We start from the raw sequence: 26,734 nt of genomic DNA on the forward strand, positions 1-26,734 counted from the left end.
GCGCCTGTGTTCAGCGTTAGAGAGCGCATATGGCCATCAGTCAATTTACCTACAGCAATATTCCTGCCGAAGCACAAGTGCTTCGCGCGCAAGTGCGTCAGTTCATTCAGGACACATTGGCCGATTACCCGTCCACATTGCGAGCCGAGTCCTGGATGGGTTTTGACGCCGCGTTCAGTCAAAAAATCGGTGCCAGGGGCTGGGTCGGCATGGCATTGCCCAAAGCCTATGGCGGTGCAGAGGCCGGGCCTTTTGCCCGCTATGTGATTATTGAAGAGTTACTGGCTGCCGGCGCCCCGGTATCGGCACACTGGATCGCCGATCGGCAAAGTGGACCGCTGATCAACCGCTTCGGTACCGAACAGCAAAAGCAGCACTACCTGCCGGCGATATGCCGAGGCGAAAGTTACTTCTGCATCGGTATGAGTGAGCCCAACTCCGGCTCTGATCTGGCTTCGATTAAGAGCAGTGCCGTTCGTGATGGCGAGAGCTGGGTGCTCAATGGCCAGAAAGTCTGGACGACAAATGCCCACCATTCACAGTACATGATTGCATTGGTGCGTACCGGTGAGAAACAGGCTGCTCGCCATGAAGGCATGTCGCAGTTCATTGTCGATCTCAGTTTCCCTGGCATCACTATCCGCCCCATTCGCGACCTTGCCGGTGGCGAGCATTTCAACGAAGTATTTTTCGACAACGTGCGGCTGCCCGCTGACGCCTTGATCGGTACCGAAGGCAAGGGGTGGGATCAGGTTACCGCTGAACTGGCATTCGAGCGCAGTGGTCCTGAGCGCTTCCTCAGTTGCATGGCGTTGCTAAAAACCCTGATTGATGCGGTAGGCAAATCTCCCGACGCGCTACAGGCCCGGGAAATCGGTCGCCTCTCGGCCAAGCTGCTGACCTTGCGCAATATGTCGTTGTCCGTCACCGCACAATTGGCGGCGGGCGAACATCCCGCCTGGGCGGCTTCCTGTGTCAAAGATCTCGGCAATGCCTTTGAGCAGGAGATTCCAGAGGTTGCCCAATTGCTGCTGGAAACCGAGCCACGACAGGACGGAGGCAGCGAACATGCTCGCGTGCTGGCCTACCTGACGCAGATGGCGCCCTCATTTTCACTGCGCGGGGGCACCCGCGAAATTCTGCGCGGCATCATTGCCCGCGGTATGGGGTTGCGATAATGCGCGAAATATTCGAAGCGACGATTGAACGCCTGTTTGCCGACCTGGCGACTCCGGCCTATGTGATGGGTTGTGAGGGCGGCGAATGGCCGGCGGATTTATGGACGGCCCTGGACGAGTCCGGATTCACCCTGGCCGGGGTGTCCGAGGCACTCGGTGGCGCCGAGGCCAGTTGGGCAGATATGTACGTGCTGGTTCGTTCTGCCGGGCGTTATTCGGTACCGGCCCCGGTGGGTGAAGCGCTCCTGGCCAACTGGCTGTTGAGCAAGGCTGGGCTGGAAGGTCGAGCAGGCGCACTGAGTGTGGCTAGCCGCGCAGATCTGACACTCGATGGCGAACACGTATATGGCTCGGCGTTTGCCGTGCCATGGGGGCGAAACGTCGAAGCGCTGGTGGCCATCGCGCGTTCCGCCACCGGTGTGCCCAGTGTCGTTTTGCTTCAACGCAGTGCGGCCAGCGAATTGACGCTGTGCCTCAATGTGGCCGGCGAGCCACGGGATGATCTTGGTTTCACCTGTGCCCCGGTATTGGCGCAAGCGCCACTGCCCAATGGAATCGACGCCAATGTGCTGGAACTTGGCGGGGCGATGTTGCGTGCGGCGCAGTCCGCCGGCGCGCTGCATGCCCTGCTGGATATGACTGCCGCCTACGCCGGTGAGCGCAAGCAGTTCGGCAAGGCCATCGGCTCCTTCCAGGCGATTCAACAGCAACTGGCAGTGTTTGCCGAGCAGGCTGCCGCAGCCGGAATTGCTGCTGAGGCGGCTTTCGCCGAGTCCCGCGACGTCCTCGCGCCGCTGACCATTGCCGCAGCAAAAATCAGTACCGCTGAAGCCTCCAGCGTCGGTGCCGGAATCGCTCATTCGGTGCATGGCGCCATCGGTTTTACCGAAGAGTACCCGCTGCATTTGCTCACCCGCCGGTTATGGGCATGGCGTAGCGAATTCGGCTCGGCCAGCCTGTGGAGTCAGCGTCTTGGCTCAATGATTTGCCAGGGTAGCAGCGAGCAGTATTGGCCGCTGCTGACCGACCATGGCCAGCAACCTTTAACCACTTTTTTGAGTAATCCGGTATGAGTCCGTTTCTTCAGATTGAGCGCGAAGGCGGCATCGTCACGGTGCGCATGAACCATCCGGACACACGCAACGCCCTGACCACGCCCGAGCAGATCCAGGAGTTTGTCGACCTCTGCGCTGAACTGCGTCGGGACCGCTCGGTGCGGGTCATGGTTCTGACCGGCAATGGCACCGCGTTCTGTGCCGGCGGCAACGTCAAGGATATGCATGAGCGTGGCGGAATCTTCGCCGGATCGCCCTACGAGCTACGCAACACCTACCGAGACGGTATTCAGCGGATTCCGCTGGCGATCTACGAATTGGATATTCCAGTGATCGCTGCGGTAAACGGACCGGCCATTGGCGCGGGACTGGATCTGGCATGCATGTGTGACATCCGTCTGGCGGCACCCAAGGCGATCTTCGCCGAAAGCTTTGTGCGTTTGGGCATTGTTCCAGGTGATGGCGGTGCCTGGTTGTTGCCACGCATTATCGGTATCCCGAAGGCCAGTTTGATGGCGTTCAGTGGTGATGCCATCGATGCGGCGAAAGCGTTGGAATGGGGGCTTGTAGAGCAGGTCTGTACGCACGAAACGCTGCAGTCGGAGGCACAGGCGCTGGCGCGCAGAATTGCCAGCAATCCCGGGCACGCATTGCGCCTGACCAAGCGTTTGTTACGCGAGGGTCAACACATGCGGCTGGACTCATTGCTGGAGCTGTCTGCGGCGTATCAGGCGTTGGCACACCACACCGAGGACCACCACGAGGCGGTGTCAGCCTTTCTCGACAAGCGTAATCCCGACTATCAGGACCGCTGATCACCCATTGCCAACAACAAGAATCGATTTGGAGTAAGCAAAATGCGTGGCGTATTTCGAGAAGACCACAATATGTTCCGTGATCAGGCCCGTCGTTTCGTTGATCGCGAAATCGTGCCGTACCTGCATGAGTGGGAAAAAAGCGGCATCGTCCCCAAGGAGGTCTGGCTCAAGGCTGGTGAGAATGGCCTGTTGTGTTCGACCGTGCCGGAGGAATATGGCGGACCGGGTGGTGATTTCGGCCATTCGGCAGTGATGATCGAAGAGTTGGCACGCGCCAATGCCACTGCCGTGGGATTCACTACCCACTCGGAAATCGTCACGCCTTACATCGTTGCCTATGGCACCGAAGAGCAGAAGCAGCAATGGCTACCGCGTATGGTCAGCGGCGAGTTGATCGGTGTGATCGCCATGAGCGAGCCGGGTATCGGCAGCGATTTGCGGTCCATGCGCACATCGGCGCGACGCGACGGTGATGACTACATCGTCAACGGCCAGAAAACGTTTATTACCAATGGCGGTAATGCCGGCTTGGTGGTGACGGCAACCAAGATCGATCTTGCCGCCAAAGAGCTGACATTGATCTGTGTTGAGGAAAGTCGTGCCGGGTTTGCCAAAGGCCGCTTGCTGGAAAAAATCGGCCTGAAAGGACAGGACACCGCCGAACTGTTTTTTGACGAAGTCCGGGTGCCGGTGGGTAACCGCTTGGGCGAGGAGGGGATGGGATTCAAATACCTGACTCACCAACTGGCCTGGGAGCGTTTGATCATTGCCATCCGCGCCGCGCAATCGATCGACACGCTACTGGAGGAAACCATTGGATACACCCGCGAGCGCAAGGTCTTTGGCAAGCCGGTGCTCGACTTCCAGAACACCCGTTTCAAACTGGCCGAAGCCAAGGCTCAGGCCACCATGTTGCGGGTATTCGTCGACGATTGCCTGGCCAAAGTGATGCGTGGCGAACTGACTCCGGAAATCGCGGCGATGGCCAAGCTGCTGGGTTCGGAAATGCAGGGCAAGCTGCTCGACGAGTTCCTGCAACTGCACGGTGGCTACGGTTTCATGAGCGAATACAAGATCAGTCGTGCCTGGGTGGATGCCCGAGTCGCCCGTATTTATGGCGGTACCTCGGAAATCATGAAAGAAATTATCGGCCGCACCCTTTAACGAACCCCAGTATGAGGTAGGCAGATGAGCAATTCCCTTTACGACATTCCCCTGAAGAAGATCGATGGAAGCGGCGGCAGCCTCGGCGACTACCGTGGCAAGGTTCTTCTGGTGGTCAATGTCGCGTCCAAATGCGGACTGACGCCCCAATACGAAGGCTTGGAAAAACTCTACCAGGGCAAAAAAAGCCAAGGTTTCGAAGTGCTGGGTTTCCCGGCGAATAACTTCAAGGAACAGGAACCCGGTAGTGACGCAGACATCGTCGAATTTTGTTCGATGAACTATGGCATTCACTTTCCGCTGTTTTCGAAGATATCGGTGGTAGGCGCAGATCAGCACGCTCTGTACAGCGAACTGACGGCTTCGCAGTCTGATGCAATCGGCGAAGGTCCGTTTCGTGAGCGGTTGAAGGGCTACGGCATCGAGTCCGCCAACACGACTGATGTGCTCTGGAACTTTGAAAAGTTTCTGATCAGCCGTCAGGGCCTGGTCGTCGCTCGATTCGCCCCGGATGTTGCGGCCGACGATCCCCGGTTGTTGGCCGCGCTTGAGGCGCAATTGGCCAAAGAGGCGTAACGCGGTGCAGACAGTCGACACGGTGAATGCGTTGCGCGCTCTGGTTGGCCGTGCGCGTAGCGAAAACAAAAAAGTCGCCCTGGTGGCGACCATGGGTAATTTGCATGACGGGCATATTGCCCTGGTCCATTGGGCGAAACAGAGGGCTGACTACGTAGTAGCGAGTATCTTCGTCAATCCACTGCAATTTGGAGCCAATGAGGACCTCGCCAGTTACCCTCGGACACCGGAAGCGGATCGGGAGAAACTGGTCAGCGCAGGCTGCGATGTGTTGTTCGCACCTACGGTGGAACAGGTTTACCCGGACGGAATGCACAGCCAGACGCTCATCAGTGTGCCGAAAGTCTCGGAAGGCCTTTGCGGAGCAGCGCGGCCAGGCCACTTTGACGGCATGGCGACGGTGGTGATCAAGCTTCTGAACATCGTGCAGCCACATGTAGCGGTTTTCGGGCAGAAGGATTACCAGCAATTGGCTGTGATCCGAACGATGGTTCGTGATCTCAACATGATGGTCGACATTGTTGCTGCCCCGACGATCCGCGCTGCGGATGGCTTGGCGTTGTCGTCGCGCAACGGCTACCTGACTGATCGCGAACGTGCTGTTGCTCCGCTGCTTTATGCCTGCTTGCAGCAAATGGCGGCGTCGATCCGCAGTGAGCAACGCGTGAGCGAGCGCCAGTTGATCGAGTGTCATCAACGTATCAGTGACGCCGGGTTTCAACTGGAGTACTTCGAGGTTCGCAACGCCCTGAATCTGCAACCGGTGACGAGTATCGATACCCATTTTGTGATTCTGGTGGCAGCCCGAATAGGGAAAACCAGGCTCATCGATAACCTGACGCTGGACCTTCGCCAAGGTGAATGAATCGACTCTCAACCGGCCGTGCAGTCAGCGACCCACGCGGACTTCGTCAATCGTGGCTGCGCAATGTTCACCCGAGGAATCCCCATGAGCCTGTATCGAGCTATCGCTGCCGTTTGCCTGAGTTTTTTCTCTCTGACTGGCTTTGCCCAGCAAACGCCCGCGGACGCCTATGGCGGCGACTCGGAGCATGCCAAGGCCCTGTTGGTAAAGGCTGTTACCGAGTACAAGGCCAAAGGCGATGCCGCACTTGCCGAGTTCAGCCGGCAGGGCGCCTACGTCGATGGTGATCTGTACATTTACGTGGTGGACACCGCCGGTGTGATGCTGGCCAGCGGTGGACCTTCAGTCTCATTGGTAGGTAAACCGGTGATCGGCTTTCTGGACGATGACCTCAAGACGATGTTCCAGCAAGCGATTGCCCAGCCGGACGACGGCATTGTGCGCAGCGCCGAATACCGCTGGTGGAACTGGCAGCACGCCAAGGTCGAACGCAAGCGCGTGTTCTATCAACGGGTGGGCGATCGGATCATTTCGGTGGGGTACTACATGCCGCGATCCAGCCCGGAACAGGCGCAACAGTTGCTGCGCCAGATTTCGGGGCAGGTTGCCAATGACGCCAAATCCACCTTCGAACGCATCAATCAGCACGATAAGCAGCTGACTCCGGATGATCTTTATGCGTTCGTGGTGGATATGAAAACCCAGCGGTTCATCGCTCACGGCTTTTCTCCCCGTTTGATCGGTACTGACTTCAAGTCATTACGTTCAGTCGATGGCAAGCCAATTGGTGAGGACATCCTCAAACTGATGGACACCCATGAAAGCGGGGAAATTGCTTACCAGTGGCGCAATCCCATTACCGGCCAGAACGAATTCAAGCGAACCTTTATGCAACGGGTGAATGGTAACGTCGTGGCGGTAGGCTGCTATGCAGCCAAATGATCAAAACAGAAGTCACCGGCAACCATCACAAGGAGTGCGTGCATGACTGATTTGGTATTGCTGCATGGCGGCAATCACGGTTCCTGGTGCTGGGGACCTTTTGTGGAGGCGCTACACCAGCAACCCAAAAGCTTTGAGCGTGTGATCACGCTGGATATGCCTGGTTGCGGGATGAAACGCGGTCGGGATGTTTTATCTCTGCGCCTGGATGATGTGGTCGAAGAGCTGAACCAGGATTTGCGTTCAGCAGGGGTGAGTCAGGCTGTCCTGCTCGGTCACTCCATCGCCGGGGCCGTTCTGCCGAGAATGGTGCTCGCCGCTCCGCAATTGTTTTCGCACCTGGTTTTCCTGGCCTGCGCGTTACCGGATGAAGGTCAGTCCATCCTGCAGTTGCTCGGTTCTACCTTGCACGGTGAAAGTCGCGATCACGTTGGCTGGCCGCTGGACCCAGTGCATGCAACTCCTCAAGAGATGGCCGTCGCCATGTTTGGTCAGGATTTGAATGCGCAGACTCTGGAGTGGTTGTTAAGCGAAGTCAGCCAGGACACGACGCCACCTTGTGTCGCCACAGAGTCGATCAGTCGCGAGGGGTACGCTGGAATGATTTCCGCGAGCTACATCATCACCCAGCGCGACAACATCCTGCCCGTAGATTGGCAGCGCCGTTTTGCGCAACGAGCCTGTGCGACGGAGGTGATTGAGATAGATACGGCCCACGAGCCATTCATATCGCATCCGCAGCTTCTGGCTGAAGCCGTTCGGGGCATTGAGCGGGTTCGCTGATGGGTGAAGTCAGTGTTTTAAATCAGCAGAAGGACCAGGCAGCCGGCAGCCATTGGTTAATCCTCTCCATCGTAGGTTTCAATTTTATCTCGTACGTGTGCAGTGGCTTGCCGTTGGCGGTGCTACCGGGCTTTGTCCTCAATGACTTGGGACAATCCTCTATTTTCGCCGGGTTGGTTATCAGTTCGCAGTACCTCGCGACCCTACTGGCCCGTCCCTTGGCCGGCGCCGTGGCTGATCGCCTGGGGGCGAAATTGGCAGTTGTATGCGGGTTCAGTGGCCTGATGCTGAGCGGGATGCTGATGGTGTTGGCTATTGTCTTGCACGCGCAACACTGGTTGATCCTTACATTATTATTGCTGGGCAGACTGTTGTTGGGGGCGTCCACAGCCATGATCTCCACGCCTTGTTGCACCTGGGCCATTGGCTTGTGTGGTTCGTCCCGATCTGCCCAGGTCATGTCCTGGAACGGAATAGCGGCCTACGGCGGTACAGCGGTTGGCGCACCGTTGGGCGTGTTGCTGCAAAATTCGCTGGGTCTGTTTAGTGTGGGGCTATGCACCGTTTTACTTGGCCTGGCGTTTCTGCTTTTGGCACTGAGCAAGCGGTCTGCGCCCATTGTCGCAGGTGCCAGACTGGCTTTTCATCGCGTGTTTTTAACGGTCATGCCCAACGGTATGGTGCTGGTATGCAGTTCGGTCGGTTTTGGCGGACTGACGGCATTCGTGGCGCTGTATTTCGGTAGTCAGGGTTGGGACCACGCCGCTTATTGTCTAAGTGGTTTTGGCGTGGGATTTATCTTTGCCCGATTGACCTCTCCGGGCTTGTTGCAGCGATTCAGGGGCTACAAAGTGGTGGGTGGCTGCCTGTTCGTGCAAACCCTGGGCATGCTGCTGATATGGCTGGTACCGTCGCCTGTCATCGCGATTGCCGGCGGAGTGCTGACCGGGATTGGGGTGTCTTGGGTATATCCGGGACTAGGAGTGGAGACCCTGGCCAGCACGCCTGCGGCGAACCGTAATTCCGCACTGAGCGCGCTTTCCTTGTTTTTTGATATAGCCGTGGGCATGGCTGGGCCAATCATGGGGTTGATTGCTTCAGGATTCGGATATGCCGCTATTTTTTTGTGTGCTGCGCTGATGTCGATGGGCGGAATTTTGATTGTGGCCTGTTTGTGTAGGCGAGCGACCGAAAGCAACCTTCAGGCCATTGATAATAAATAAGGGTGAGCTTAAACGCTGTTTGAGTGAGGGGGAGGTTGGAGGCGTAGGCTCCACTTCTTGCTTTTTCGAGGACTAAGCGAGTGGTTTTGCCACTCACGATAGGCAGGTTCTTAAGCAGATCTTTATGGAATGTCTCTTGGCCTATTACTCCCAATGCACTGGGGGGGGGCTGTCGGCGGGTTGAGCCAGCGTTGGGATGCCCTTTTTAGAGGGCAGATAACGGCCAATAGCAGATGTCCATAGCGGTCCCGCTTTAGGCCGGCAGCGGACGTTTCGGGGGCGTGTAATTTTTCATAATAGTGTTGGATCAACATCTCCATCGGCAAGAGCAGTTCATGGTAGAGGTTCATCGAAAAAATTAATTTTTAGTGCTTCATTGCGAGAGGGGTAGTGGCTTGAAGCTTAGCCGCGGCCCCACAAGCGTGAAAAATTGACTTGGGACCATTAATTTTGTCGTTGGTTCAGTAAGCGTCCACGTGAGGCATTGCTTTTAATTTTTCGCGTATGTAGATTAGGGTTGCGTAAGCGTACCGCTTATGTGCTGCAATCGATTGTTTTATAGATCCTGGATTTTGCTCGTACGAGCGTCTGAAGTTTTGACTTTGGACTTGTCCGGAGGCTCGCACCTCCGATCACCTCCGAGAAACGTGGAGGAGACAGGGACGGTAGGTTTGGCCATGTGAAGGATGGCAGCTGCCAGCGATCTAATCGATGAATGCATCATCCTTCGCTGCACCCTTGCGTATGGGTTGGTCAAACCTATTTTTAATAGGATTTAAAAATGGCTCTACTCAATCCTAAAAAAGTTTCAGCTGGTTCAATTTCAAGTATTGAGAATCTTTGTAGCGCGCTTTCTGTACCGCTCGATGAGATTTACGGGGCGCTATCCCTTCCTGATGATGAAAAATACACTGTTTCCCAGGCGCCTAAGAGTGATGGGAGCGTTAGGCTGGTCTATAACCCGCATTATTTGCTTCGGAAAATTCAGCGAAGAATAAACAAGCGCATATTTTCTAAGCTCAGTATTATTGAATGGCCGGATCATCTTTTTGGCTCCGTACCTAATCAACGAGATCAGAAAACGCAAAACATGGTCAACAAAGACTATGTGTCGTGTGCCGCAAAACACTGTGGCGCGAAGAGTTTATTGAAAGTCGATGTGAAAGATTTTTTTGATAATATTCACAAAGATTTGGTGCTCGATATATTTAGCAATTTTATGAAATTTGATAGTGAAGTTTCTGGGTTGCTTGCCGAAATTTGCTGTTTTAGGTCCCATGTAATCCAAGGGGCTTTAACCTCAAGTTACCTTGCTAGTTTGTGCCTGCATGATGTTGAAGGTGCGGTTGTTCAAAGACTGTCGAGGAAGGGGCTTGTCTACACGCGCCTAGTGGATGATATAACGGTTTCCTCAAAAATATCTAACTATGACTTCGGTTATTCTTTAGACATTATTCGAGCGATGCTTACAAGCAAGGACCTCCCGCTTAACGTTGTTAAAACTCGATCTGTTTATGTTTCCAGTGAACCTTTGACTGTCCATGGATTAAGGGTTGCGTTTCCTCAACCTCGCCTTCCTTCTGGAGAGGTCGCAAGGATCAGGGCGGCTGTAAAAAACTTAGAAAATTTAGCATCAGAACGTGGCTACAGAACAACTCACGCTTATCGACACGATTTCAACCGCTGCATGGGACGAGTTAATAAGCTAGTAAGGGTGGGTCATGATCGATACGATTCCCTGCTTGCTCGACTTAAAAAAATATTTCCTTTGCCGTCTAAAAAAGACATCGAACGCGCGAGCGCAATGCTGGAGCGTCTTGCTCGTGACTGTGATACCAAACGCAGTACTTACTGGTATGCAAAACGGTATTATAAACTTCAAGAAAGATTGATTGTTCTAAAACGTTCATTTCCAGCTATTACCAAAGAAATTAGAAAGTCATTAAAGGGTTTGCAGCCTGATTATGAATAAAAAACTCGGCGAAATCTGGCGCGATTATCCACATTTAAACTATCTTGCTGCAGGGCTTTTAATGGTCGCTGCAATGGGTGTGCTGCTTAGCGCTATGACTCTAATTGTCACCGGTGTCGATGGTGTTTTTGCTAGACCTCTATGCTTCAATAACGGATGCATTAAGAGATTTCTTGAACTATTTGACCAATCTTTCTTGATTTTAACAGCAACTTTGAATTTGCTTGTCGGGCTTGCCACGATAGGGGGGATATTAGTTGCACTCATGAGTTTTTTGAATAGCGCAAACGCTACGGCGCTATCAAACCATATTTCACATTTTGCTATATTTCAAAATTATTTAGCGGTAGAAGTTTCCAAGCGCAACCGCATATCGCCTACATCTGTAGATACTTTTGTTTGGTATAATTTGATTTTTTCTAATTCGCGCGATGGGAAAACTTCAATTTCTGATGAGTATTGTAGCGTCATTGCAGCTTTAAATGATGAGATTCTATTTTCTAATGAGCAAGCAAGAACTGCAATTCAAGGCTCTTTTCGCTATATGCCACATCAGAAAAGAATTATCGATGCTCTAGGTCGTTTGGGAGTCGCGTTGAGTCACCAACCTAGAAATGAATTTTACGAGATTGAAGATCAAGTTTTTGCTTTGATATCTAGCTTGAACAAATCTTTTTGTTTCTCGAATAAGGTGCCTGAGTTGTTGAAGAGGCAATACGTATAAGTTATAAACAATCAACATGTGAAACTATCTCGCTTCGATAGCAATTTCAGAGGTATCTCCACCTTCGCTATGCCTCGGAGGAGACATCTCAACATGTCTGCTTCGGGGGGTAACAGATTTTCCAGAATGACAGATATTGGCCGATTTCTGCCGGTCGCGGGAGCAGCGACGATCCATGCCGAACTTTCGTGGCAGGTAGAATCAGGCTAAGAGCTGGCGTTTAACGTCACCGCTTACCCTGTCCTGTCACACCTTTTGGTGTATCCAGGTTTTTTGAGTCGGTTGGCCGATTCCATTCTTAATGAAAAGAATTCCAATCGTAGTGAAAACTCATGGCTGGGTTTGCCGACTAGGGTATGACCCCCGTCGACGCTTGCCAAGTGTTGCTGCTCATTTAGATCATGAAGTTGTCAGTTTCAGTCATTGAGTGACAGCGACGCGACTTTTAGTCTGTCGGCATGACAGATGGGGGCCGCAGAGCTCCCGCAATTTTCCGTGATCGCTCGTTGTGGAGTAACCGATGACCGCCGCTCAATATCCGCACCTGCTGGCTCCGTTGGACCTGGGTTTTACCACGCTGCGCAACCGCACCCTGATGGGCTCGATGCACACCGGCCTTGAAGAGAAGCCCGGCGGTTTCGAGCGCATGGCGGCGTACTTTGCCGAGCGTGCCCGTGGTGGTGTCGGCCTGATGGTCACCGGTGGTATCGGCCCGAACGACGAGGGTGGGGTGTATTCCGGTGCGGCCAAGCTGACCACCGAGGAAGAAGCGCGCAAACACCAGATCGTCACCCGCGCGGTGCACGATGCGGGCGGCAAGATCTGCATGCAGATCCTCCACGCCGGTCGTTATGCCTACAGCCCGAAGCAGGTTGCGCCAAGTGCGATCCAGGCGCCAATCAACCCGTTCAAGCCTAAAGAGCTGGACGAGGAAGGTATCGAGAAGCAGATCAGCGACTTCGTCACTTGCTCGGTACTGGCGCAAGTCGCCGAGTACGACGGTGTGGAAATCATGGGCTCGGAAGGTTATTTCATTAACCAGTTCCTCGCCGCCCACACCAACCACCGCACCGACCGTTGGGGTGGCAGCTACGAAAACCGCATGCGCCTGCCGGTGGAAATCGTCCGTCGCGTACGTGAGGCCGTAGGCCCGAACTTCATCATCATCTTTCGCCTGTCGATGCTCGACCTGGTGGAAGGCGGCAGCACCTGGGAAGAAATCGTGCAACTGGCCAAGGCCATCGAGCAGGCCGGGGCGACCATCATCAACACCGGCATCGGCTGGCACGAAGCGCGGATCCCGACCATCGCCACCAAGGTGCCGCGTGCGGCGTTCAGCAAGGTCACCGCCAAGCTGCGTGGCTCGGTGAACATTCCGCTGATCACCACCAACCGCATCAATACTCCGGAAGTGGCCGAACAGGTGCTGGCCGAGGGCGATGCCGACATGGTGTCGATGGCGCGGCCGTTCCTCGCCGACGCGGATTTCGTCAACAAGGCCGCTGAAGGCCGTGCCGATGAAATCAACACCTGCATCGGTTGCAACCAGGCCTGCCTCGATCACACCTTCGGCGGCAAGCTGACCAGCTGCCTGGTCAACCCGCGGGCCTGCCACGAAACCGAGTTGAACTACCTGCCGGTGCAGCAGTTGAAGAAAATTGCCGTGGTCGGTGCCGGTCCTGCCGGTCTGGCGGCGGCGACAGTTGCCGCCGAGCGCGGCCATCAGGTGACCCTGTTTGACTCGGCCAGCGAAATCGGTGGCCAGTTCAACATTGCCAAGCGTGTACCGGGCAAGGAAGAGTTCTACGAGACCATTCGTTACTTCGGCCGCAAATTGCAGACCACGAACGTCGAGGTGTGCCTGAACACCCGGGTCGACGTGGCGAAACTGGTCGAAGGCGGTTACGACGAAATCATTCTGGCCACCGGTATTGCGCCACGTGTGCCGGCCATCCCGGGCGTGGAAAACGCCAAGGTGCTCAGCTACCTGGACGTGCTGCTGGAGCGCAAGCCGGTGGGCAAGCGCGTGGCGGTGATTGGCGCCGGTGGCATCGGATTCGACGTCAGCGAATTCCTGGTCCATGAAGGCGTGGCCACCAGTCTGGATCGTGCGGCCTTCTGGAAAGAGTGGGGCATCGATGCGAACCTGCAGGCGCGTGGCGGTGTTGCCGGCGTCAAGGCGCAGCCCCATGCGCCGGCCCGTGAAGTGTTCCTGCTGCAACGCAAGAAATCCAAGGTCGGCGACGGCCTGGGCAAAACCACCGGCTGGATTCACCGTACCGGTTTGAAAAACAAGCAGGTGCAGATGCTCAACAGTGTTGAGTACCTGAAGATCGACGATGAAGGCCTGCACATCCGCATCGGTGAAGCGGGTGAACCGCAAGTGTTGCCGGTGGACAACATCGTGATCTGCGCCGGACAGGATCCGCTGCGCGAATTGCAGGAAGGCCTGGTGGCGGCAGGGCAGAACGTGCACTTGATCGGTGGTGCGGATGTCGCAGCCGAGCTGGATGCCAAGCGCGCGATCAATCAGGGTTCGCGGTTGGCGGCGGAGTTGTAATTTGCAGGTTCTGTGGCGAGGGAGCTTGCTCCCGCTGGAGGTCGAAGGACTCCCTGTTTCAGCGATAGTGTTGTGTCAGGCACGCCAGCGTTGCTGATATTGCGGCTGCTCGCAGTCGAACGGGAGCAAGCTCCCTCGCCACAAGCACTGTTAAGATGTCGGCTCTTTACCCTGAGCCGGCATCGATGCTTTCTCCCCCCGTGAACTGGCTCCCCCAAGCCCCCCTCGAACGCCTGCAACTCGACTGGCTCGAACACGCCGGAGTCGAAGTCGCCATCCTGCGTCTGGACCAGATCGATCCGCTGATCAGCGGCAACAAGTGGTTCAAACTCGTTGAACACCTGAAAGCCGCCGACCTGGCAGGCGCCGAAGGCATCATCAGCCTGGGCGGGGCGCATTCCAATCACCTGCATGCGCTGGCGGCAGCCGGCAAGCGCTTCGGTTTTGCCACGGTCGGCCTGTTGCGGGGGCATCGACAAGCAACGCCCACGGTCGAGGATTTGCAGGCGCTCGGCATGGAACTGCATTGGCTGGGATATGGCGGTTATCGGGCGCGTAACGAAGCCGGTTTCTGGGAGCCTTGGCAGGCACGCTATCCGGGATTTCATCCGGTGCCGGAAGGTGGCGGGGGACTGCCGGGGGCGCGTGGCTGCATGCCATTGATATCAACGGTTCGCGAACAACTGGCGGGTTTGGGCTGGCGTGATCATGACGGCTGGTGGCTCGCCTGCGGAACCGGAACGACCCTGGCGGGGCTGGTGCTGGCCGAAGCCGGTGAGCATCCGGTTTATGGTGCGCTGGCGGTGCCTGACGATCATGGCGTGGCGCAGCAGGTCGAGCGCATTGTGCAGGAAGCACGTTTAGCCAATCCGTTGTATGAACTGGTGAACGCGAGTCGCGGCGGGTTTGCCAAGGTCGATCCGTTGTTGCTGGAATTCATCGAACAGACCGAGCAGGCCGGCGCTGTTCCCCTCGAGCCGCTGTACACCGGTAAAGCACTGCTGGCGCTCAAACAACAAGTCGTGGCAGGACGGTTCGCCTCGGGAAGTCGGCTGATCTTCGTCCACACCGGCGGCATGCAGGGTCGACGGGGCTTGTGCTCCTAAGGGCGAGTCATGCGTTTGGGCATCATCCGCAGCAGGGTGTTATCGCCCACCACATAGTGGTGATACAGGCCGGCGATTGCGTGCAGGCCAATCAACCAGTAGCCGATGGTGCCGCCGAGCACGTGCCAACCCTGCAGGCGCCGGGCCAGATCCTTGTTCTCGGCCAGCGGCATCGGCAGGTCGAAACCATAGAACATCACTTGGTTGCCTTTGGCACTGGTAACCATCCAGCCGAGCATCGGCATCGCGATCATGAACAGGTACAGCGCCCAGTGCATCACTTTGGCCAGGGTCGTTTGCCAATGAGGCGAAGCAGGAAAAATTTGCGGTGCCGGGCCGAGGCTGCGGGCGAAGAGACGTATCCAGACCAGTACGAACACGGTCAGACCGAGCATGAAGTGTGATTCGACGATCAGCGTGCGCCCGCCACTGCCTTTGGGGAAAATTCCACGCAATTCGATGGCGGCGTAGACCAGGGCCAGCAGGACCAGCATCAGCCAATGCAGCGCTATCGACACGGTGCTGTAGCGCGAATCGGAGTTTTTCCACGGCATACGGTGTTCCTCAGAGGTCCGGTTTGAAGCGCCCGTTCTTGTTCGACGGGATGCTTTAACTGTAATCCGGTTTCGCCGGATTTGCCCGGCGCTGAGGGTGGCGGATGGCGCTGATTCAGGAAATAGACAGAAACATTGTGAGTGCGAGCCTGCTCCTGGCGGTGTTCCGACGATGACGATGTGAGATTCAACATGTGTACTGAATGTCAGAAAGTCATCGCGAGCAAGCTCGCTCCCACAGAAGGGCGTGCGTTTTTATCAGCTCGACTGTGGCATCTCGCCTTTGGCCAGGCGTTTGTTGATGTCGGCAATCACCTGCGGCAGGTCGGTGATGGTGTCGATCATGTAATGCGGGCGCGAACCTTCGAACAGGGCATGGATGCGCTTGCGCTCGCTGTCGAGTTTGTCGCTGGCCAGCGCACGATAGCCTTCGTAGTCCAGGCCCAGCGCGTTGCCCGAGCAGATCAGTGCGACGGTCCACATGCCGGCACGGCGACCTTCGAGGATGCCCGGTACGGTGTCGTCGATCTTCACGCAGGCGGCGACGTCGTCGATGCCCAGGGCGATGACGTTGGCCAGGGCCTGAGCGGGCCATGGGCGACCGTTGGGTACTTCGTCGGTGGCGACCACGTGATCGGCAACATAGCCATTGGTGGCGGCCAGTTCGACGACTTTATCCATGACCTGTTTCGGGTAGCCGGAGCAGGAGCCGATCTTGATGCCTTGCTGGCGCAGGTTGGCGATGGTGTCCAGAGCGCCGGGAATCAGCGCCGAGTGCTCGGCGATCTTTTCGATCTGCAACGGCATGAAACGCTGGTAGATCGCGGTCACGTCGTCATCGGTCGGCGTACGGCCGAACACGGCGCGATAGCGCTCGGCGACTTCCGGCTGATCGCACAGGGTGCGGATGTGATCCCACTTGCCCATGCCCATCGGGCCACGGGCTTCTTCGATGGACACCTGCACGTCGAACTCGGCGAAGGCTTCGACGAAAATCTGGGTCGGGGCGAACGAGCCGAAGTCGACGACGGTGCCGGCCCAGTCAAGGATGGCGGCTTGCAGCTGAGTTGGGTTGGTGTAGTTCATGGTGATTTGTGTCCTGTAATAAGTAGTTTTTGTAGGAGCGAGCTTGCTCGCGAAGGAGGCATGGACGGCGAGGGCTGTCAGGTACCCCGCGTTATCGTTGACGTCCATCGCGAGCAGGCTCGCTCCTACAGGGGGAATGTGGGGTGTGGCTTAAATGTCGAGCACTTCCATCTCGCGCAGCACTTCGCCGATGGTCGCGACGGCTTCACGCATTTCGGCCGGCTGCACGTGGCCGATGCAACCGACGCGGAAGGTTTCGACCTGGGTCAGCTTGCCCGGGTAGAGGATGTAACCCTTGGCCTTGACCCGCTCGTAGAACTCCTTGAACTGGTAACGCGGATCTTTCGGTGCGTGGAAAGTGGCGATGATCGGGGCCTGGATCGCGGCCGGCAGGAAGCTGCGCAGGCCCAGTTTGCACATCTCTTCCATCAGCGCCTGGCAGTTGGCGGAGTAACGCGCATTTCGCGCCGGCAAGCCGCCTTCTTCGTTGTATTGCAGCAGGGCCTCGTGCAGCGCCGCGACCACATGGGTCGGCGGAGTGAAGCGCCACTGGCCGGTCTTGGCCATGTAGGCGTGCTGATCCTGCAGGTCCATCGCCAGCGAGTGCGAGTTGCCGGCGGCGCTGGCCAGGGATTCCTTGCGGGCAAAGACGAAGCCCATGCCCGGTACACCTTCCAGGCATTTGCCCGAGGCGGCGATGAGTGCGTCGAACGGCACCTGTTGCGCGTCTACCGGCAATGCACCGAACGAGCTCATGGCGTCGATGATCAGCCGTTTGCCGTGCCCGGCAACCACTTGGGCGATTTCCGGCAGAGGGTTGAGGATGCCGGTGCTGGTTTCGCAGTGGATCAGCGCGACGTGGGTGATGCCGGTGTCAGCTCGCAACAGACGGTCGACGTCGGCGGCGGTGGTCGGTTCGTCTTCAGCGGTTTCGAAGGTGCTGAAGGAGCGGCCGAGCACTTCGCAGATTTTTGCCAGGCGTTTGCCGTAGGCGCCGTTGATCAGCACCAGGACCTTGCCGTCGCGTGGCACCAGGGTGCCGATGGCGGCTTCGACGGCGAAGGTGCCGCTGCCTTGCAAGGGGACGCAGTGATGGCTGTCGGCGCCGTTGATGATTGCCAGCAGTTGTTCGCAAAGGCTGGCGGTCAGTTGATTGAAGCGGTCATCCCACGAGCCCCAGTCCACCATCATTGCCTGACGGGTGCGGGCCGAAGTGGTCAACGGGCCGGGGGTGAGCAGGATAGGTTCGGCAATACTCATTCACGTGTCCTCGTAATCGATGGGATGAAGCTACGGGGCTTAAATTGCAATTTGCCGAGTTATCAATCAAATTGTTTATTGTTATGCCAACCATCAGCAGGGCTTATTCATGAATCTGTTTCAGCTGCGCGCCTTTGATGCCGTGGCCCGGGAAGGCAGTTTTACCCGGGCGGCGGCGCGGTTGTTCATCAGCCAGCCGGCGGTCACCGGGCACATCAAGGCGTTGGAGGAGCACTACCAGATCACCCTGTTGCGTCGCACCGCCCGACGGGTGGAACTGACCGAGGAGGGCACCAAGCTGGCGGCGATCACCCGCGCCATGTTCGGCCTGGCCGAAGAAGCGCAGGTAATGCTGGAGGCCAACCGGCAATTGCTCACCGGACGACTGGAGGTGGCGGCCGACGGACCGCACATGGTCATGCCGATGCTGGCGAGCCTCAGGGCGCGTTACCCGGGAATCACGGTCAATCTGCGCCTGGGCAACGCGCAGGAAACCCTGGCGGCGCTGCTCTCGGAGCATGCTGACGTGGCGGTGCTGACCGAAGTTGAGCCGCGCAAGGGCCTGCATCTGCAGGCGCTCAGCGAATCGCGGATCTGTGCCTTGGTGCCTGAAGGGCATCCGTGGGCGCAAAAGACCAAGGGGGTGCAGCTCAAGGACCTGGACCAGGTGATCATGGTATTGCGCGAGCCGAGTTCGATCACTCGACGTACGTTTGATGAGGCCTGTGCCCAGGCCAAAGTGCAGCCGCGGGTGTTGCTCGAGCTGGACAGTCGTGAGGCGGTGACCGAAGCCGTGGCTGCCGAGTTGGGTGTGGGTGTGGTCTCGTCGGTGGAGGTCAGCCACGATCCACGGGTGGCAGCGGTGCCAATCATCGGCGAGGGCCTGGTCAACCGGCACATGATCGGCTGCATGGAGCGGCGCCGGGATCTGCGTTTGATCCAGGCGTTTTTTGGCTTGGCGCCAGAACGGTAGACCGAGGTGCGGCCTTCGCGAGCAAGCTCGCTCCCACACTGGATCTGCGTCGAATAGAAAGTTGTCGAATGACACCGATCAATTGTGGGAGCGAGATTGCTCGCGAAGAGGCCGGACCTGCCTACACCAGACTCTCGCGCACCATCTCAAGAAAAGTCGCTACCACTCGCCGCGAACTCTGCTCGCGCAGGCACACCAGGGTCTCTGTCAGCCGCCGCTTGCAATCGGTAATCGGCAACGCGCACACCCGCGAGTCGGCACCAAACTCGGCCGCCGACACCACGCCTATGCCGATGCCCACCACCACCGCCTCCCGCGCCGCCTCGCGGCCTTCGACCTGAATCGCCGGGCGAATGCGAAACCCGGCGCCGGCCATTTCTTCCTCAAGGGTTTGCCTCGTCACCGAGCCGATTTCCCGCAGCACCAGCGGCGTATCATCGAGGTCGGCGAGGGTGATGGATTCACGATCGGCCCACGGGTGATGGCGTGATACGAAGGCGACCATCGGATCGTTGCGCAAAGGCAATGAGATCAGCCGTTCATCACTGACTTCGCGGCCCAGCAACGCCAGGTCGGCTTGATAGTTGAACAGTCGGAACAACGACTCGTCGGTGTTGCCGGTTTCGATCTTCACGCTGATGCCTGGGTAGCGTTCACAGAACCGTGCAATCTGTGGCAGGACATGGACCGGCGCATCCACCGCGAGGATCAGGCTGCCGGTTTGCAAGGCCTGGGAATCCTGAAGCAACTCCTGGGCTTCGGCTTCGATCACGAACAGGCGCTGGGTCACGCTGAGCAGGCGTTCGCCCAGGTCGGTCAGGCGAACGGAACGTTTGTTGCGATGAAACAACAGCACGCCATAGCGTTCTTCGAGCTTGCGCACCTGGTCGGAAATCGCCGGCTGGGTCAGGAACAGGCGTTCGCCGGCCTTGGTGAAGCTGCCATGCACGGCCACCGCGTGGAAGGCTTTGAGCTGAGCGTGGGACACCGACATGCGAATCTCCAGTAACAAGCTGACCTTATATTGGAAATACGATAAATCGATTTCACTTATTAATCAGTAATTGATTTGATCCACCTCAGCCCCGCTGACTGGTCAGTCGAACAGCAGCGGGTGCCATGAGCCTGGGCGTGCAACACAGGACTCATCTGACCGGTATCCCCCACAAGGACAGGGCGATATCGCAGTGCTCAACAATAAAAAAACAGGCGTTTTCCCACAATTCTGCCGGCACACTCACACCCTGAGGTCAGAACCACAATGAACAAGCACATCGGCACCATCAAGCGTTGGCGCATGCAGATCTTCCTGATCACCTGGATTGCCTACGCTGCTTTCTATTTCACCCGCAAAGCTTTTTCGGTGGCCAAGTTGGGCATCGCCGAAGACCCGACCTTCATGCTCGACAAGATGGCCATGGCCAACCTCGATGCCATCTACCTGACGGCTTACGCCATTGGGCAATTCACCTGGGGCATGCTTGCCGATCGTTTCGGCCCACGGGTCGTGGTCCTCGGCGGGTTGCTGATTTCCGCCGGCGCGGCGCTGGTGATGGGCAACTTCGCGACACTGCCGATTTTCGCCACCTGCATGATGATTCAAGGCCTGGCGCAGTCCACGGGCTGGTCCGGGCTGTGCAAGAACCTCGGCAGTTTCTTTCCCGCCGAACAGCGCGGGCGCGTGCTGGGGTTGTGGAGTTCCTGCTACGCCTTTGGCGGCCTGGTGGCATCACCCTTTGCCGGCTGGTTCGCCTACACGCTGTATGGCACCTGGCATGCGGCGTTCGTTTCCAGTGCGGCGGTGGTTGGGCTGGTCGCCGTGCTGTTTTTTATTTTTCAACGCAACAAGCCGGAAGACGTCGGTCTGCCGGCCGTAGAACCGGAGCCGGAACTGACCGCCGAAGAGGCGCATGCACAAAGCAAGATCAGCGTCCTGGAACCGCTGAAGGAGATCCTGCGCAACCGCACCGTGCTGATTTTGGGGCTGGCGTACTTCATGTTGAAACCGGCGCGCTACGCGATCCTGTTGTGGGGACCGGTGATTGTTTTCGAGCAGATGCCCTCAGTGGGCAAGGTCGGTGCAGCGATCATTCCGACCTCGTTTGAACTGGCCGGTTTGCTCGGCCCGATCATGATCGGCCTGGCTTCTGACAAATTGTTCGGCGCCCGACGCATGCCGGCCTGCGTGCTCAGTCTGTTGGCGCTGACCGTGACCCTGGCACTATTCATGGGTGCGTTGCACACCGGCAGTGTGGTTCTGGTGGTGGCGCTGCTGTTTGTCATGGGTCTGACCCTGTACGGACCGGACTCGATGATCAGTGGCGCGGCAGCGATCGATTTCGGCAAGGCCAAGGCCGGGGCAACGGCGGCGGGCTTCGTCAACGGTTGCGGCTCGGTCGGCGCGGTGCTGGGCGGCTTGCTGCCGGGCTACTTCGACTCGGTCACCGTATTCATCATCTTCGCCGGTTGCGCGCTGTTCTCGGCACTGGTGCTGATCCCGCACTGGAACAGTCGCCCGGGTGGCCTGCGTACCCACTATCCCTTCGTGCCCAATCGGGCGATGAACGTCAAACCGCTGCGTACCTGAATCCTGTCCCGCGTCGCCTGCTGCACAAGCGGCAGGCTGACGTGTGGGCGACTGACTGGAGATTGACCCATGAGACCCTTTTGGCTGGACCAGGCCTTGAAGGCCGATACCTCGCAAACCTGTGCGCCACTGGAGGGCGACTGTCGCGCCGACGTGTGCATCGTCGGCGGCGGTTACACGGGGTTGTGGACCGCGATCATGCTCAAGGAGCAGAACCCGGAGCTGGACGTGGTGCTGATCGAAGCGGACATTTGTGGCGCCGGCGCCAGTGGGCGCAACGGTGGCTGTGCGTTGTCGTGGTCGGCCAAGTATTTCACCCTGGAGCGCTTGTTCGGCGTCGAGGAGGCGGTGCGTCTGGTCAAGGAATCCGAGCGCAGCATTCACGCCATCGGTGAGTTCTGCCAGCGCTACGCAGTGGATGCCGATTACCGGCTCGACGGTACGCTCTATACCGCCACCAACCGTGCCCAGGTCGGCTCGACTGATGCGGTGATTGCCGCACTGGAACGTCATGGCATCAATTCGTTCAGCCAGCGTCCGGTGGCCGACGTTCAGCGCATGGCCGGTTCGGCCAAGCATCTGGAAGGCTGGTTTTCACCGGCCGCCGCTAGTGTTCAGCCGGGCAAGCTGGTGCGTGGTTTACGCCGCGTGGCGCTGCAATTGGGGGTGAAAATCCATGAAAACACGGCAATGACCGGGCTTGAGGACGGTAAGCCGGCAGGAATTCAAACCGCTAATGGCACCGTACGGGCCGACCGGGTGGTGTTGGCGATGAACGCCTGGATGGCCCGTGCGTTTCCCCAGTTCGAGCGCAGTGTGGCGATCGTGTCCAGCGACATGGCGATCACCGAACCGCGACCGGATTTGCTCAATGAAATCGGTTTGACCAGCGGCGTCACGGTGCTCGATTCACGGATTTTCGTGCACTACTACCACAACACCCCGGACGGCCGGATCATGCTTGGCAAGGGCGGCAATACCTTTGCCTATGGCGGGCGGATGCTGCCGGTGTTTGATCAGCCGTCGCCTTATGCGGGATTGTTGCGCAGCAGCCTGACGGATTTTTTCCCGGCCTTTGCCGACGTCAAGATCGACGCCACCTGGAACGGCCCCTCGGACCGTTCGGTGACCGGGCTGCCGTTTTTCGGGCAGATGAGCGCCAGCGGCAATGTGTTCTACGGTTTTGGCTATTCCGGTAGTGGCGTCGGACCGTGCCACATGGGCGGGCAGATTCTCGCTTCGATGGTGCTGGGTCTGGACAACCCCTGGACCCGTTCGCCGCTGATCAACGGGCCGCTGGGGTTTTTCCCGCCGGAGCCGATCCGTTACCTCGGCTCGTTGATGGTACGCAACGCCATACGCCGCAAGGAGCGCGCCGAAGATCATGGCCATCGTCCTCGCCATCTGGACGTGCGCCTGGCGAAGTTCGCTGCGGCAGCCGGCAAGGCCGACAAGGGCTGAACGTCAAGACGCAGGGCCTGCCCGGTTCACCAGCCAGTCGAGCAGCAGGCGCGTATCGCCGGGGCGTTCGCGCGGGGGGACAGGGCGAGGTTCTTCGCAAGTCGGCATGACAGCACAAATCACCGGGCGATCCGGGTCGCTGTCGAGAAAGCTGACCAGCACGTCGCTCCCGGCCAAGGGCCGTCGGGCAGGGGCATCGAGGGTCGCGAGCGCGATGTTCAGCCAGAGGCCTGGCGTTTCTACGGGTGCTGTTGGCTCGTTCGGCCAGAGTGTGACGGCTATTCGACCGCGATCATCCATGCGCGCTGCTTGCCCGGGGACCCCGCACACGCGTGCAGGCTGATAGCCGGGGATGCTCGGCCTTGATTGCTCGAGGGCGGGCCTGAAGACGGTCGACCAAGGGACAGCAGTGAAACGGTTGTTATAGCTTGAGGCCATGGCGGCCGGGTCGTCGGCGAGAATCGACGGCTGACTTCCTTCATGTGTCGCCTCAATCACCAGCCATTGATCGTTGAAGTGGGATAACGGATGTTCTGCCAATTGCATGATGCAGCCACTGTGTAGCGCACGATGATTGCTCTGGCCCTGGACCTGCAGGTGTCGGCAGCGCAGGCGTTCCAGGTGACGACGACTGCGTTGATCGCGGTACCGTTGCTCATCAGTGCCGCGATTGAGCGTCTGCGCCGAAGCGACAAACGCGTGATTGGCCGCAGCGTCATCGCCGTTGAATGCAACGGGGCTTGGCACATCTTGCCGAGCCGCCAACGACGGCGCGACATGGCGCTGGTACAACTCGCTGACCATCAGCTCCGTGGACTGCGCGTTCTCTGTGCGAAAGGGCATCAGCAGCGGCTCCGGGGAGAATCTCAGGCTGTCATCAGCCAACACCAGTACGTGACCATTGCGTTGGTGTTCGAAGTGATAGTGGATGCCTTCTTCTTCACACAGTCGTTGAAACAGACCCAAAGAACTTTCTTCGTACTGGATGCAAAACGGGCGCACGGGATAGTGACCGGTGGTCAATTCGAAGCGGTAACTGTCGGCGGGCCAGTCCTGCTCGTCGAGCAGCTGGCGCAGGATCATGGGCACGCTCTGTTGCTGGAAAATGCGTCGCTGGTGTTGTTGATTCAAGGCTTGCAGGCGGGGTACCAATGCCAGTGTGTAGGCGATTCGGTTGATGCCACGAGATTCGAGGCTGACATTCTGCACGACACCATGAATCCCCGAATTCGCCCCCGTTTCGAGGAAAACCGGCCGGCCCAGCAAACACTCGACATCGATGGCGGGCGCCAGACCGATGACATTGATATCAAAGCAATAAGGCTGATTCAGGCCTTCGCGGCCGCTGAACCGAACGACCTGCAAGCTCAAGTCATTGTCGAGCAATCGCAGGTTAAAGGGACTTTCCTTGTCGTTGTGCATAGAACGGCTCGCTGCCTTGAATGACGGGCAAGCAGAGTACGAAACCGCAGCCCATTCGGGGCAGCGCAACTCGGCATTTCCGAATCGTCCTACACGCTGTGGTGAAGTTGTCGATGCAAGGCAGAATTTTTGGTCGATTGCCAACTTTAGGCCGTATAAACTTGCACAAAGCGTCGGCCAATAGATGTCTCGGCGCCACAGCACAGACAAGAGAGTGAGTAATGGGCGCACAGTGGAAGGTTAAACACAAAGAAGCGGCAGCCAACGCCAAGGGCAAGATCTTCGGCAAACTGGTGAAGGAAATCACCATTGCTGCGCGCAACGGCGCTGATACTGCCACCAACGCGCACCTGCGTCTGGTGGTCGAACAGGCCAAGAAAGCTTCGATGCCCAAGGAAACCCTGGATCGCGCCATCAAGAAAGGCGCAGGTCTGCTGGGCGAGACCGTGCAGTATCATCGCGTGACCTACGAAGGTTTTGCACCGCACCAGGTGCCGTTGATCGTTGAGTGCGTGACCGACAACATCAACCGCACCGTTGCCGAAATTCGCGTTGCCTTCCGCAAGGGGCAACTGGGCGCCTCCGGCTCGGTGTCCTGGGACTTCAATCACGTCGGCATGATCGAAGCCTCGCCGGACAGCCCGGACGCTGATCCGGAAGTGGCCGCCATCGAAGCTGGCGCCCAGGATTTCGAACCGGGTGAAGACGGCGCGACCCTGTTCCTGACCGAACCGACTGACCTCGACGCCGTGCAGAAAGCCCTGCCGGAACAAGGCTTCACCGTGTTGTCGGCAAAACTGGGTTACCAGCCGAAGAACCCGGTCAGCGGCCTGAGCGACGAGCAGATGGCCGAAGTCGAGGCGTTCCTGGAAGGCCTCGATAACCACGATGACGTGCAGGACATGTTCGTCGGTCTGGCGGGCTAAGCAGCGGGTCAATGACGGTGCTGTTGCCTGACAGGCCGTCATCGTCGGAACGCCGCCCGGAGCAAGCTCGCTCCCACAGGGATCCCATAAAACCTGTAGGAGCGAGCATGCTCGCGATTGACCGCACAGCGGTCACAGGTTTTTCAGTCGCTCCAGTACTTCGTCAAACCCAGGACGCGCCAGCACCTGCGGCTGACAGCAATCCTGTTCCAGTTCCTCCAGTACTTTTCGCTGCGCATCACTCAGTCCCGAGTCGATACGCGCCAGCAATTCCCCCAGCAAAACCCCGAACGCCCGCACCTCGATGCGCTGCAACGCACGGCTTTCGGGGCTGTCGGAAATGGCGTGGAACGAAGCGGCGCCAAAGTCTCCCAGCAAACAATCACCTTGCTGATTCCACAGGATGTTGTGCCCATACAGGTCACCGTGGGTGATGCCATGGCCATGCAGGTGTTCGGCCACCGAGGCGATACCCGAGGCAATGCGCAGTGCCACCGATGCGCTGAAGCGCAGTTCGTCTGGATAAATATCGCGACTGCAAGACGCCAGGCTCGGCAAGGCGGCGAGGTTGCGGTAACTCGTCGGGATCAGTTGCATGACCAGTCCCGCCGCTTGTTGCGGGTGATCGACGATGCGCCCTTCGACGCGGATCAGGTTCGGGTGCAGCCCTGCGGTGATGCACGCGTTCATTTCATGCAGCGGTGAGCCGTCGCTGGTCATTTCACCTTTGTAGAGCTTCACCGCCACCGGCATGGCCGGCTGCTCGGGCGTTTGCCAGGCGGCTTGATGGATCACCCCGGACGCACCTTCGCCTAGCTTGTGCTCAAGCTGCAAGGTCGACCACTCGATGCGTGGCGTGGCCTCAAGGGCGCTGGCGTCGGCTTCGGTTTCCAGCGGATTACCGGCGTAGGCCAACCAGGTCAGGCTCGGCAGGGCCAGCAACCACTGCGGCAACTCGGTCATCCGGTTGGCGGCAATGCGGATCAATTCCAGTCGATGACAGTGACGCAGCGATTCCGGTAGCACCTGCAAGCGGTTACCGGCAAGCATGAGCTTTTGCAGGTACGGACGTTCGCCCAACTCGCCAGGCAGCGTCTCGATGCAGTTATCGGTCAGGATCAGCCAACGCAGCAGCGGTGGCAGTGCCGCGCCGGGCACCTGGCGGATGCGGTTGGCCTTGAACCCGATCATCGTCAACGCTGCGCACTGGCCCAGGCAGGTCGGCAGCTCGGTGAAGCGGTTGTCGGAGCAGAACAGCACGCGCAGGCGCGTCAGCCGATGCAGATCCTCCGGCAGCGCGCTCAAGGCATTGCCACTGAGGTTGAGGATTTCCAGCGAATCCGCCAGGTCGAAGATTTCCCGGGGAAACTCGGTCAGGCCTTCGACCAGATCCAGCCGCGTGATGCCCGACAACTCGCCGGCGCGCAATTGAGCAAGGGTATGCATGAACAGGATTCGCTATTGATCAGGTGACAGGCGCATTGCTGCGCAAATGGGCG

At 58.0% G+C, this 26,734-nt stretch carries 23 protein-coding genes; 17 read left to right on the forward strand and 6 right to left on the reverse strand.

Translation table 11 applies throughout. The annotated features are described in order from the left end of the window. Positions 1-29 precede the first annotated feature (29 nt). The 13 genes from EIY72_RS10445 (at position 30) to EIY72_RS10505 (ending at position 14,966) form a co-directional block, all read left to right on the forward strand. Complete coding sequence (locus tag EIY72_RS10445; RefSeq protein WP_093223988.1) at positions 30-1,178, forward strand: acyl-CoA dehydrogenase family protein; 1,149 nt, start codon at positions 30-32, stop codon at positions 1,176-1,178. Further along, on the forward strand, positions 1,178-2,251 hold the full coding sequence (locus EIY72_RS10450) for an acyl-CoA dehydrogenase family protein (protein WP_093223986.1): 1,074 nt from the start codon (positions 1,178-1,180) through the stop codon (positions 2,249-2,251). The genes EIY72_RS10445 and EIY72_RS10450 overlap by 1 nt, the downstream gene beginning before the upstream one ends. Then, positions 2,248-3,048, forward strand: coding sequence for a crotonase/enoyl-CoA hydratase family protein (locus EIY72_RS10455; protein WP_093223984.1), 801 nt, complete (start codon positions 2,248-2,250; stop codon positions 3,046-3,048). Before EIY72_RS10450 ends, EIY72_RS10455 begins: the two co-directional genes overlap by 4 nt. A gap of 42 nt (positions 3,049-3,090) precedes the next feature. Next, on the forward strand, positions 3,091-4,215 hold the full coding sequence (locus EIY72_RS10460) for an acyl-CoA dehydrogenase family protein (protein ID WP_093223982.1): 1,125 nt from the start codon (positions 3,091-3,093) through the stop codon (positions 4,213-4,215). A gap of 24 nt (positions 4,216-4,239) precedes the next feature. Continuing rightward, a complete protein-coding gene (locus EIY72_RS10465) occupies positions 4,240-4,791 on the forward strand; it encodes a glutathione peroxidase (protein WP_093223980.1) in 552 nt (183 codons plus the stop codon). Positions 4,792-4,795: 4 nt separating this feature from the next. Beyond that, on the forward strand, positions 4,796-5,656 hold the full coding sequence (gene panC, locus EIY72_RS10470) for a pantoate--beta-alanine ligase (RefSeq protein WP_093223978.1): 861 nt from the start codon (positions 4,796-4,798) through the stop codon (positions 5,654-5,656). Between the two features lie 84 nt (positions 5,657-5,740). Further along, positions 5,741-6,598 (forward strand): cache domain-containing protein, encoded by an 858-nt coding sequence (locus EIY72_RS10475; RefSeq protein ID WP_093223976.1) that lies wholly within the window; start codon positions 5,741-5,743, stop codon positions 6,596-6,598. 42 nt (positions 6,599-6,640) lie between these two features. Further along, the gene (locus tag EIY72_RS10480) at positions 6,641-7,381 is read left to right on the forward strand and encodes an alpha/beta fold hydrolase (protein WP_093223973.1); all 741 of its coding nucleotides are present in this window, start codon (positions 6,641-6,643) and stop codon (positions 7,379-7,381) included. Next, positions 7,381-8,604 carry an MFS transporter gene (locus EIY72_RS10485; RefSeq protein WP_093223971.1) on the forward strand — a complete coding sequence of 408 codons (1,224 nt, stop codon included), beginning with the start codon at positions 7,381-7,383 and terminating at the stop codon, positions 8,602-8,604. The genes EIY72_RS10480 and EIY72_RS10485 overlap by 1 nt, the downstream gene beginning before the upstream one ends. 781 nt (positions 8,605-9,385) lie before the next feature. After that, the gene (locus EIY72_RS10490) at positions 9,386-10,576 is read left to right on the forward strand and encodes a reverse transcriptase family protein (RefSeq protein ID WP_093223969.1); all 1,191 of its coding nucleotides are present in this window, start codon (positions 9,386-9,388) and stop codon (positions 10,574-10,576) included. Further along, on the forward strand, positions 10,569-11,300 hold the full coding sequence (locus tag EIY72_RS10495) for a retron Ec48 family effector membrane protein (protein WP_132680126.1): 732 nt from the start codon (positions 10,569-10,571) through the stop codon (positions 11,298-11,300). The genes EIY72_RS10490 and EIY72_RS10495 overlap by 8 nt, the downstream gene beginning before the upstream one ends. A 520-nt stretch (positions 11,301-11,820) precedes the next feature. After that, positions 11,821-13,860 (forward strand): NADPH-dependent 2,4-dienoyl-CoA reductase, encoded by a 2,040-nt coding sequence (locus EIY72_RS10500; RefSeq protein ID WP_093223967.1) that lies wholly within the window; start codon positions 11,821-11,823, stop codon positions 13,858-13,860. A gap of 185 nt (positions 13,861-14,045) precedes the next feature. After that, complete coding sequence (locus EIY72_RS10505) at positions 14,046-14,966, forward strand: 1-aminocyclopropane-1-carboxylate deaminase/D-cysteine desulfhydrase (RefSeq protein WP_093223965.1); 921 nt, start codon at positions 14,046-14,048, stop codon at positions 14,964-14,966. Here EIY72_RS10505 and EIY72_RS10510 read toward each other — a convergent pair. The 3 genes from EIY72_RS10510 to EIY72_RS10520 all read right to left on the reverse strand — a co-directional run bounded on the left by EIY72_RS10510 (position 14,963) and on the right by EIY72_RS10520 (position 17,866). Further along, on the reverse strand, positions 14,963-15,520 hold the full coding sequence (locus EIY72_RS10510) for a cytochrome b (protein WP_093223963.1): 558 nt from the start codon (positions 15,518-15,520) through the stop codon (positions 14,963-14,965). The two genes, EIY72_RS10505 and EIY72_RS10510, sit on opposite strands and share 4 nt — an antisense overlap. Before the next feature lie 258 nt (positions 15,521-15,778). Next, positions 15,779-16,606 (reverse strand): phosphonoacetaldehyde hydrolase, encoded by an 828-nt coding sequence (gene phnX / locus EIY72_RS10515; RefSeq protein ID WP_093223961.1) that lies wholly within the window; start codon positions 16,604-16,606, stop codon positions 15,779-15,781. Positions 16,607-16,756: 150 nt separating this feature from the next. Further along, on the reverse strand, positions 16,757-17,866 hold the full coding sequence (locus EIY72_RS10520; RefSeq protein ID WP_093223959.1) for a 2-aminoethylphosphonate--pyruvate transaminase: 1,110 nt from the start codon (positions 17,864-17,866) through the stop codon (positions 16,757-16,759). A 109-nt stretch (positions 17,867-17,975) separates the two neighbouring features. On the opposite strand from EIY72_RS10520, the gene EIY72_RS10525 reads away from it, so the two are divergent. Beyond that, on the forward strand, positions 17,976-18,839 hold the full coding sequence (locus EIY72_RS10525; protein ID WP_093223957.1) for a LysR substrate-binding domain-containing protein: 864 nt from the start codon (positions 17,976-17,978) through the stop codon (positions 18,837-18,839). A 121-nt stretch (positions 18,840-18,960) separates the two neighbouring features. Here the strand turns inward: EIY72_RS10525 and EIY72_RS10530 are convergent, their stop codons facing one another. Next, positions 18,961-19,833, reverse strand: a complete 873-nt coding sequence (locus EIY72_RS10530; RefSeq protein ID WP_093223955.1) for a LysR family transcriptional regulator — start codon at positions 19,831-19,833, stop codon at positions 18,961-18,963. A gap of 267 nt (positions 19,834-20,100) precedes the next feature. On the opposite strand from EIY72_RS10530, the gene EIY72_RS10535 reads away from it, so the two are divergent. Together EIY72_RS10535 and EIY72_RS10540 are read left to right on the forward strand one after the other, a co-directional pair. After that, on the forward strand, positions 20,101-21,426 hold the full coding sequence (locus tag EIY72_RS10535; RefSeq protein WP_093223953.1) for an MFS transporter: 1,326 nt from the start codon (positions 20,101-20,103) through the stop codon (positions 21,424-21,426). A 69-nt stretch (positions 21,427-21,495) separates the two neighbouring features. Next, positions 21,496-22,887: an FAD-dependent oxidoreductase gene (locus EIY72_RS10540; RefSeq protein ID WP_093223951.1), complete on the forward strand. Its 1,392-nt coding sequence runs from the start codon at positions 21,496-21,498 to the stop codon at positions 22,885-22,887. A gap of 3 nt (positions 22,888-22,890) precedes the next feature. Here the strand turns inward: EIY72_RS10540 and EIY72_RS10545 are convergent, their stop codons facing one another. Next, complete coding sequence (locus EIY72_RS10545; protein ID WP_093223949.1) at positions 22,891-24,309, reverse strand: type VI secretion system Vgr family protein; 1,419 nt, start codon at positions 24,307-24,309, stop codon at positions 22,891-22,893. A gap of 221 nt (positions 24,310-24,530) precedes the next feature. Between EIY72_RS10545 and EIY72_RS10550 the strand changes: the two genes are divergently transcribed. Further along, positions 24,531-25,235 carry a YebC/PmpR family DNA-binding transcriptional regulator gene (locus EIY72_RS10550; protein WP_093223947.1) on the forward strand — a complete coding sequence of 235 codons (705 nt, stop codon included), beginning with the start codon at positions 24,531-24,533 and terminating at the stop codon, positions 25,233-25,235. Positions 25,236-25,367: 132 nt separating this feature from the next. Here EIY72_RS10550 and EIY72_RS10555 read toward each other — a convergent pair whose 3' ends face one another. Continuing rightward, positions 25,368-26,681 carry a leucine-rich repeat-containing protein kinase family protein gene (locus EIY72_RS10555; RefSeq protein WP_093223945.1) on the reverse strand — a complete coding sequence of 438 codons (1,314 nt, stop codon included), beginning with the start codon at positions 26,679-26,681 and terminating at the stop codon, positions 25,368-25,370. Between the last annotated feature and the right edge of the window lie 53 nt (positions 26,682-26,734).

It is taken from the genome of Pseudomonas vancouverensis (assembly GCF_004348895.1).
GTDB classification, from domain to species: domain Bacteria; phylum Pseudomonadota; class Gammaproteobacteria; order Pseudomonadales; family Pseudomonadaceae; genus Aquipseudomonas; species Aquipseudomonas vancouverensis.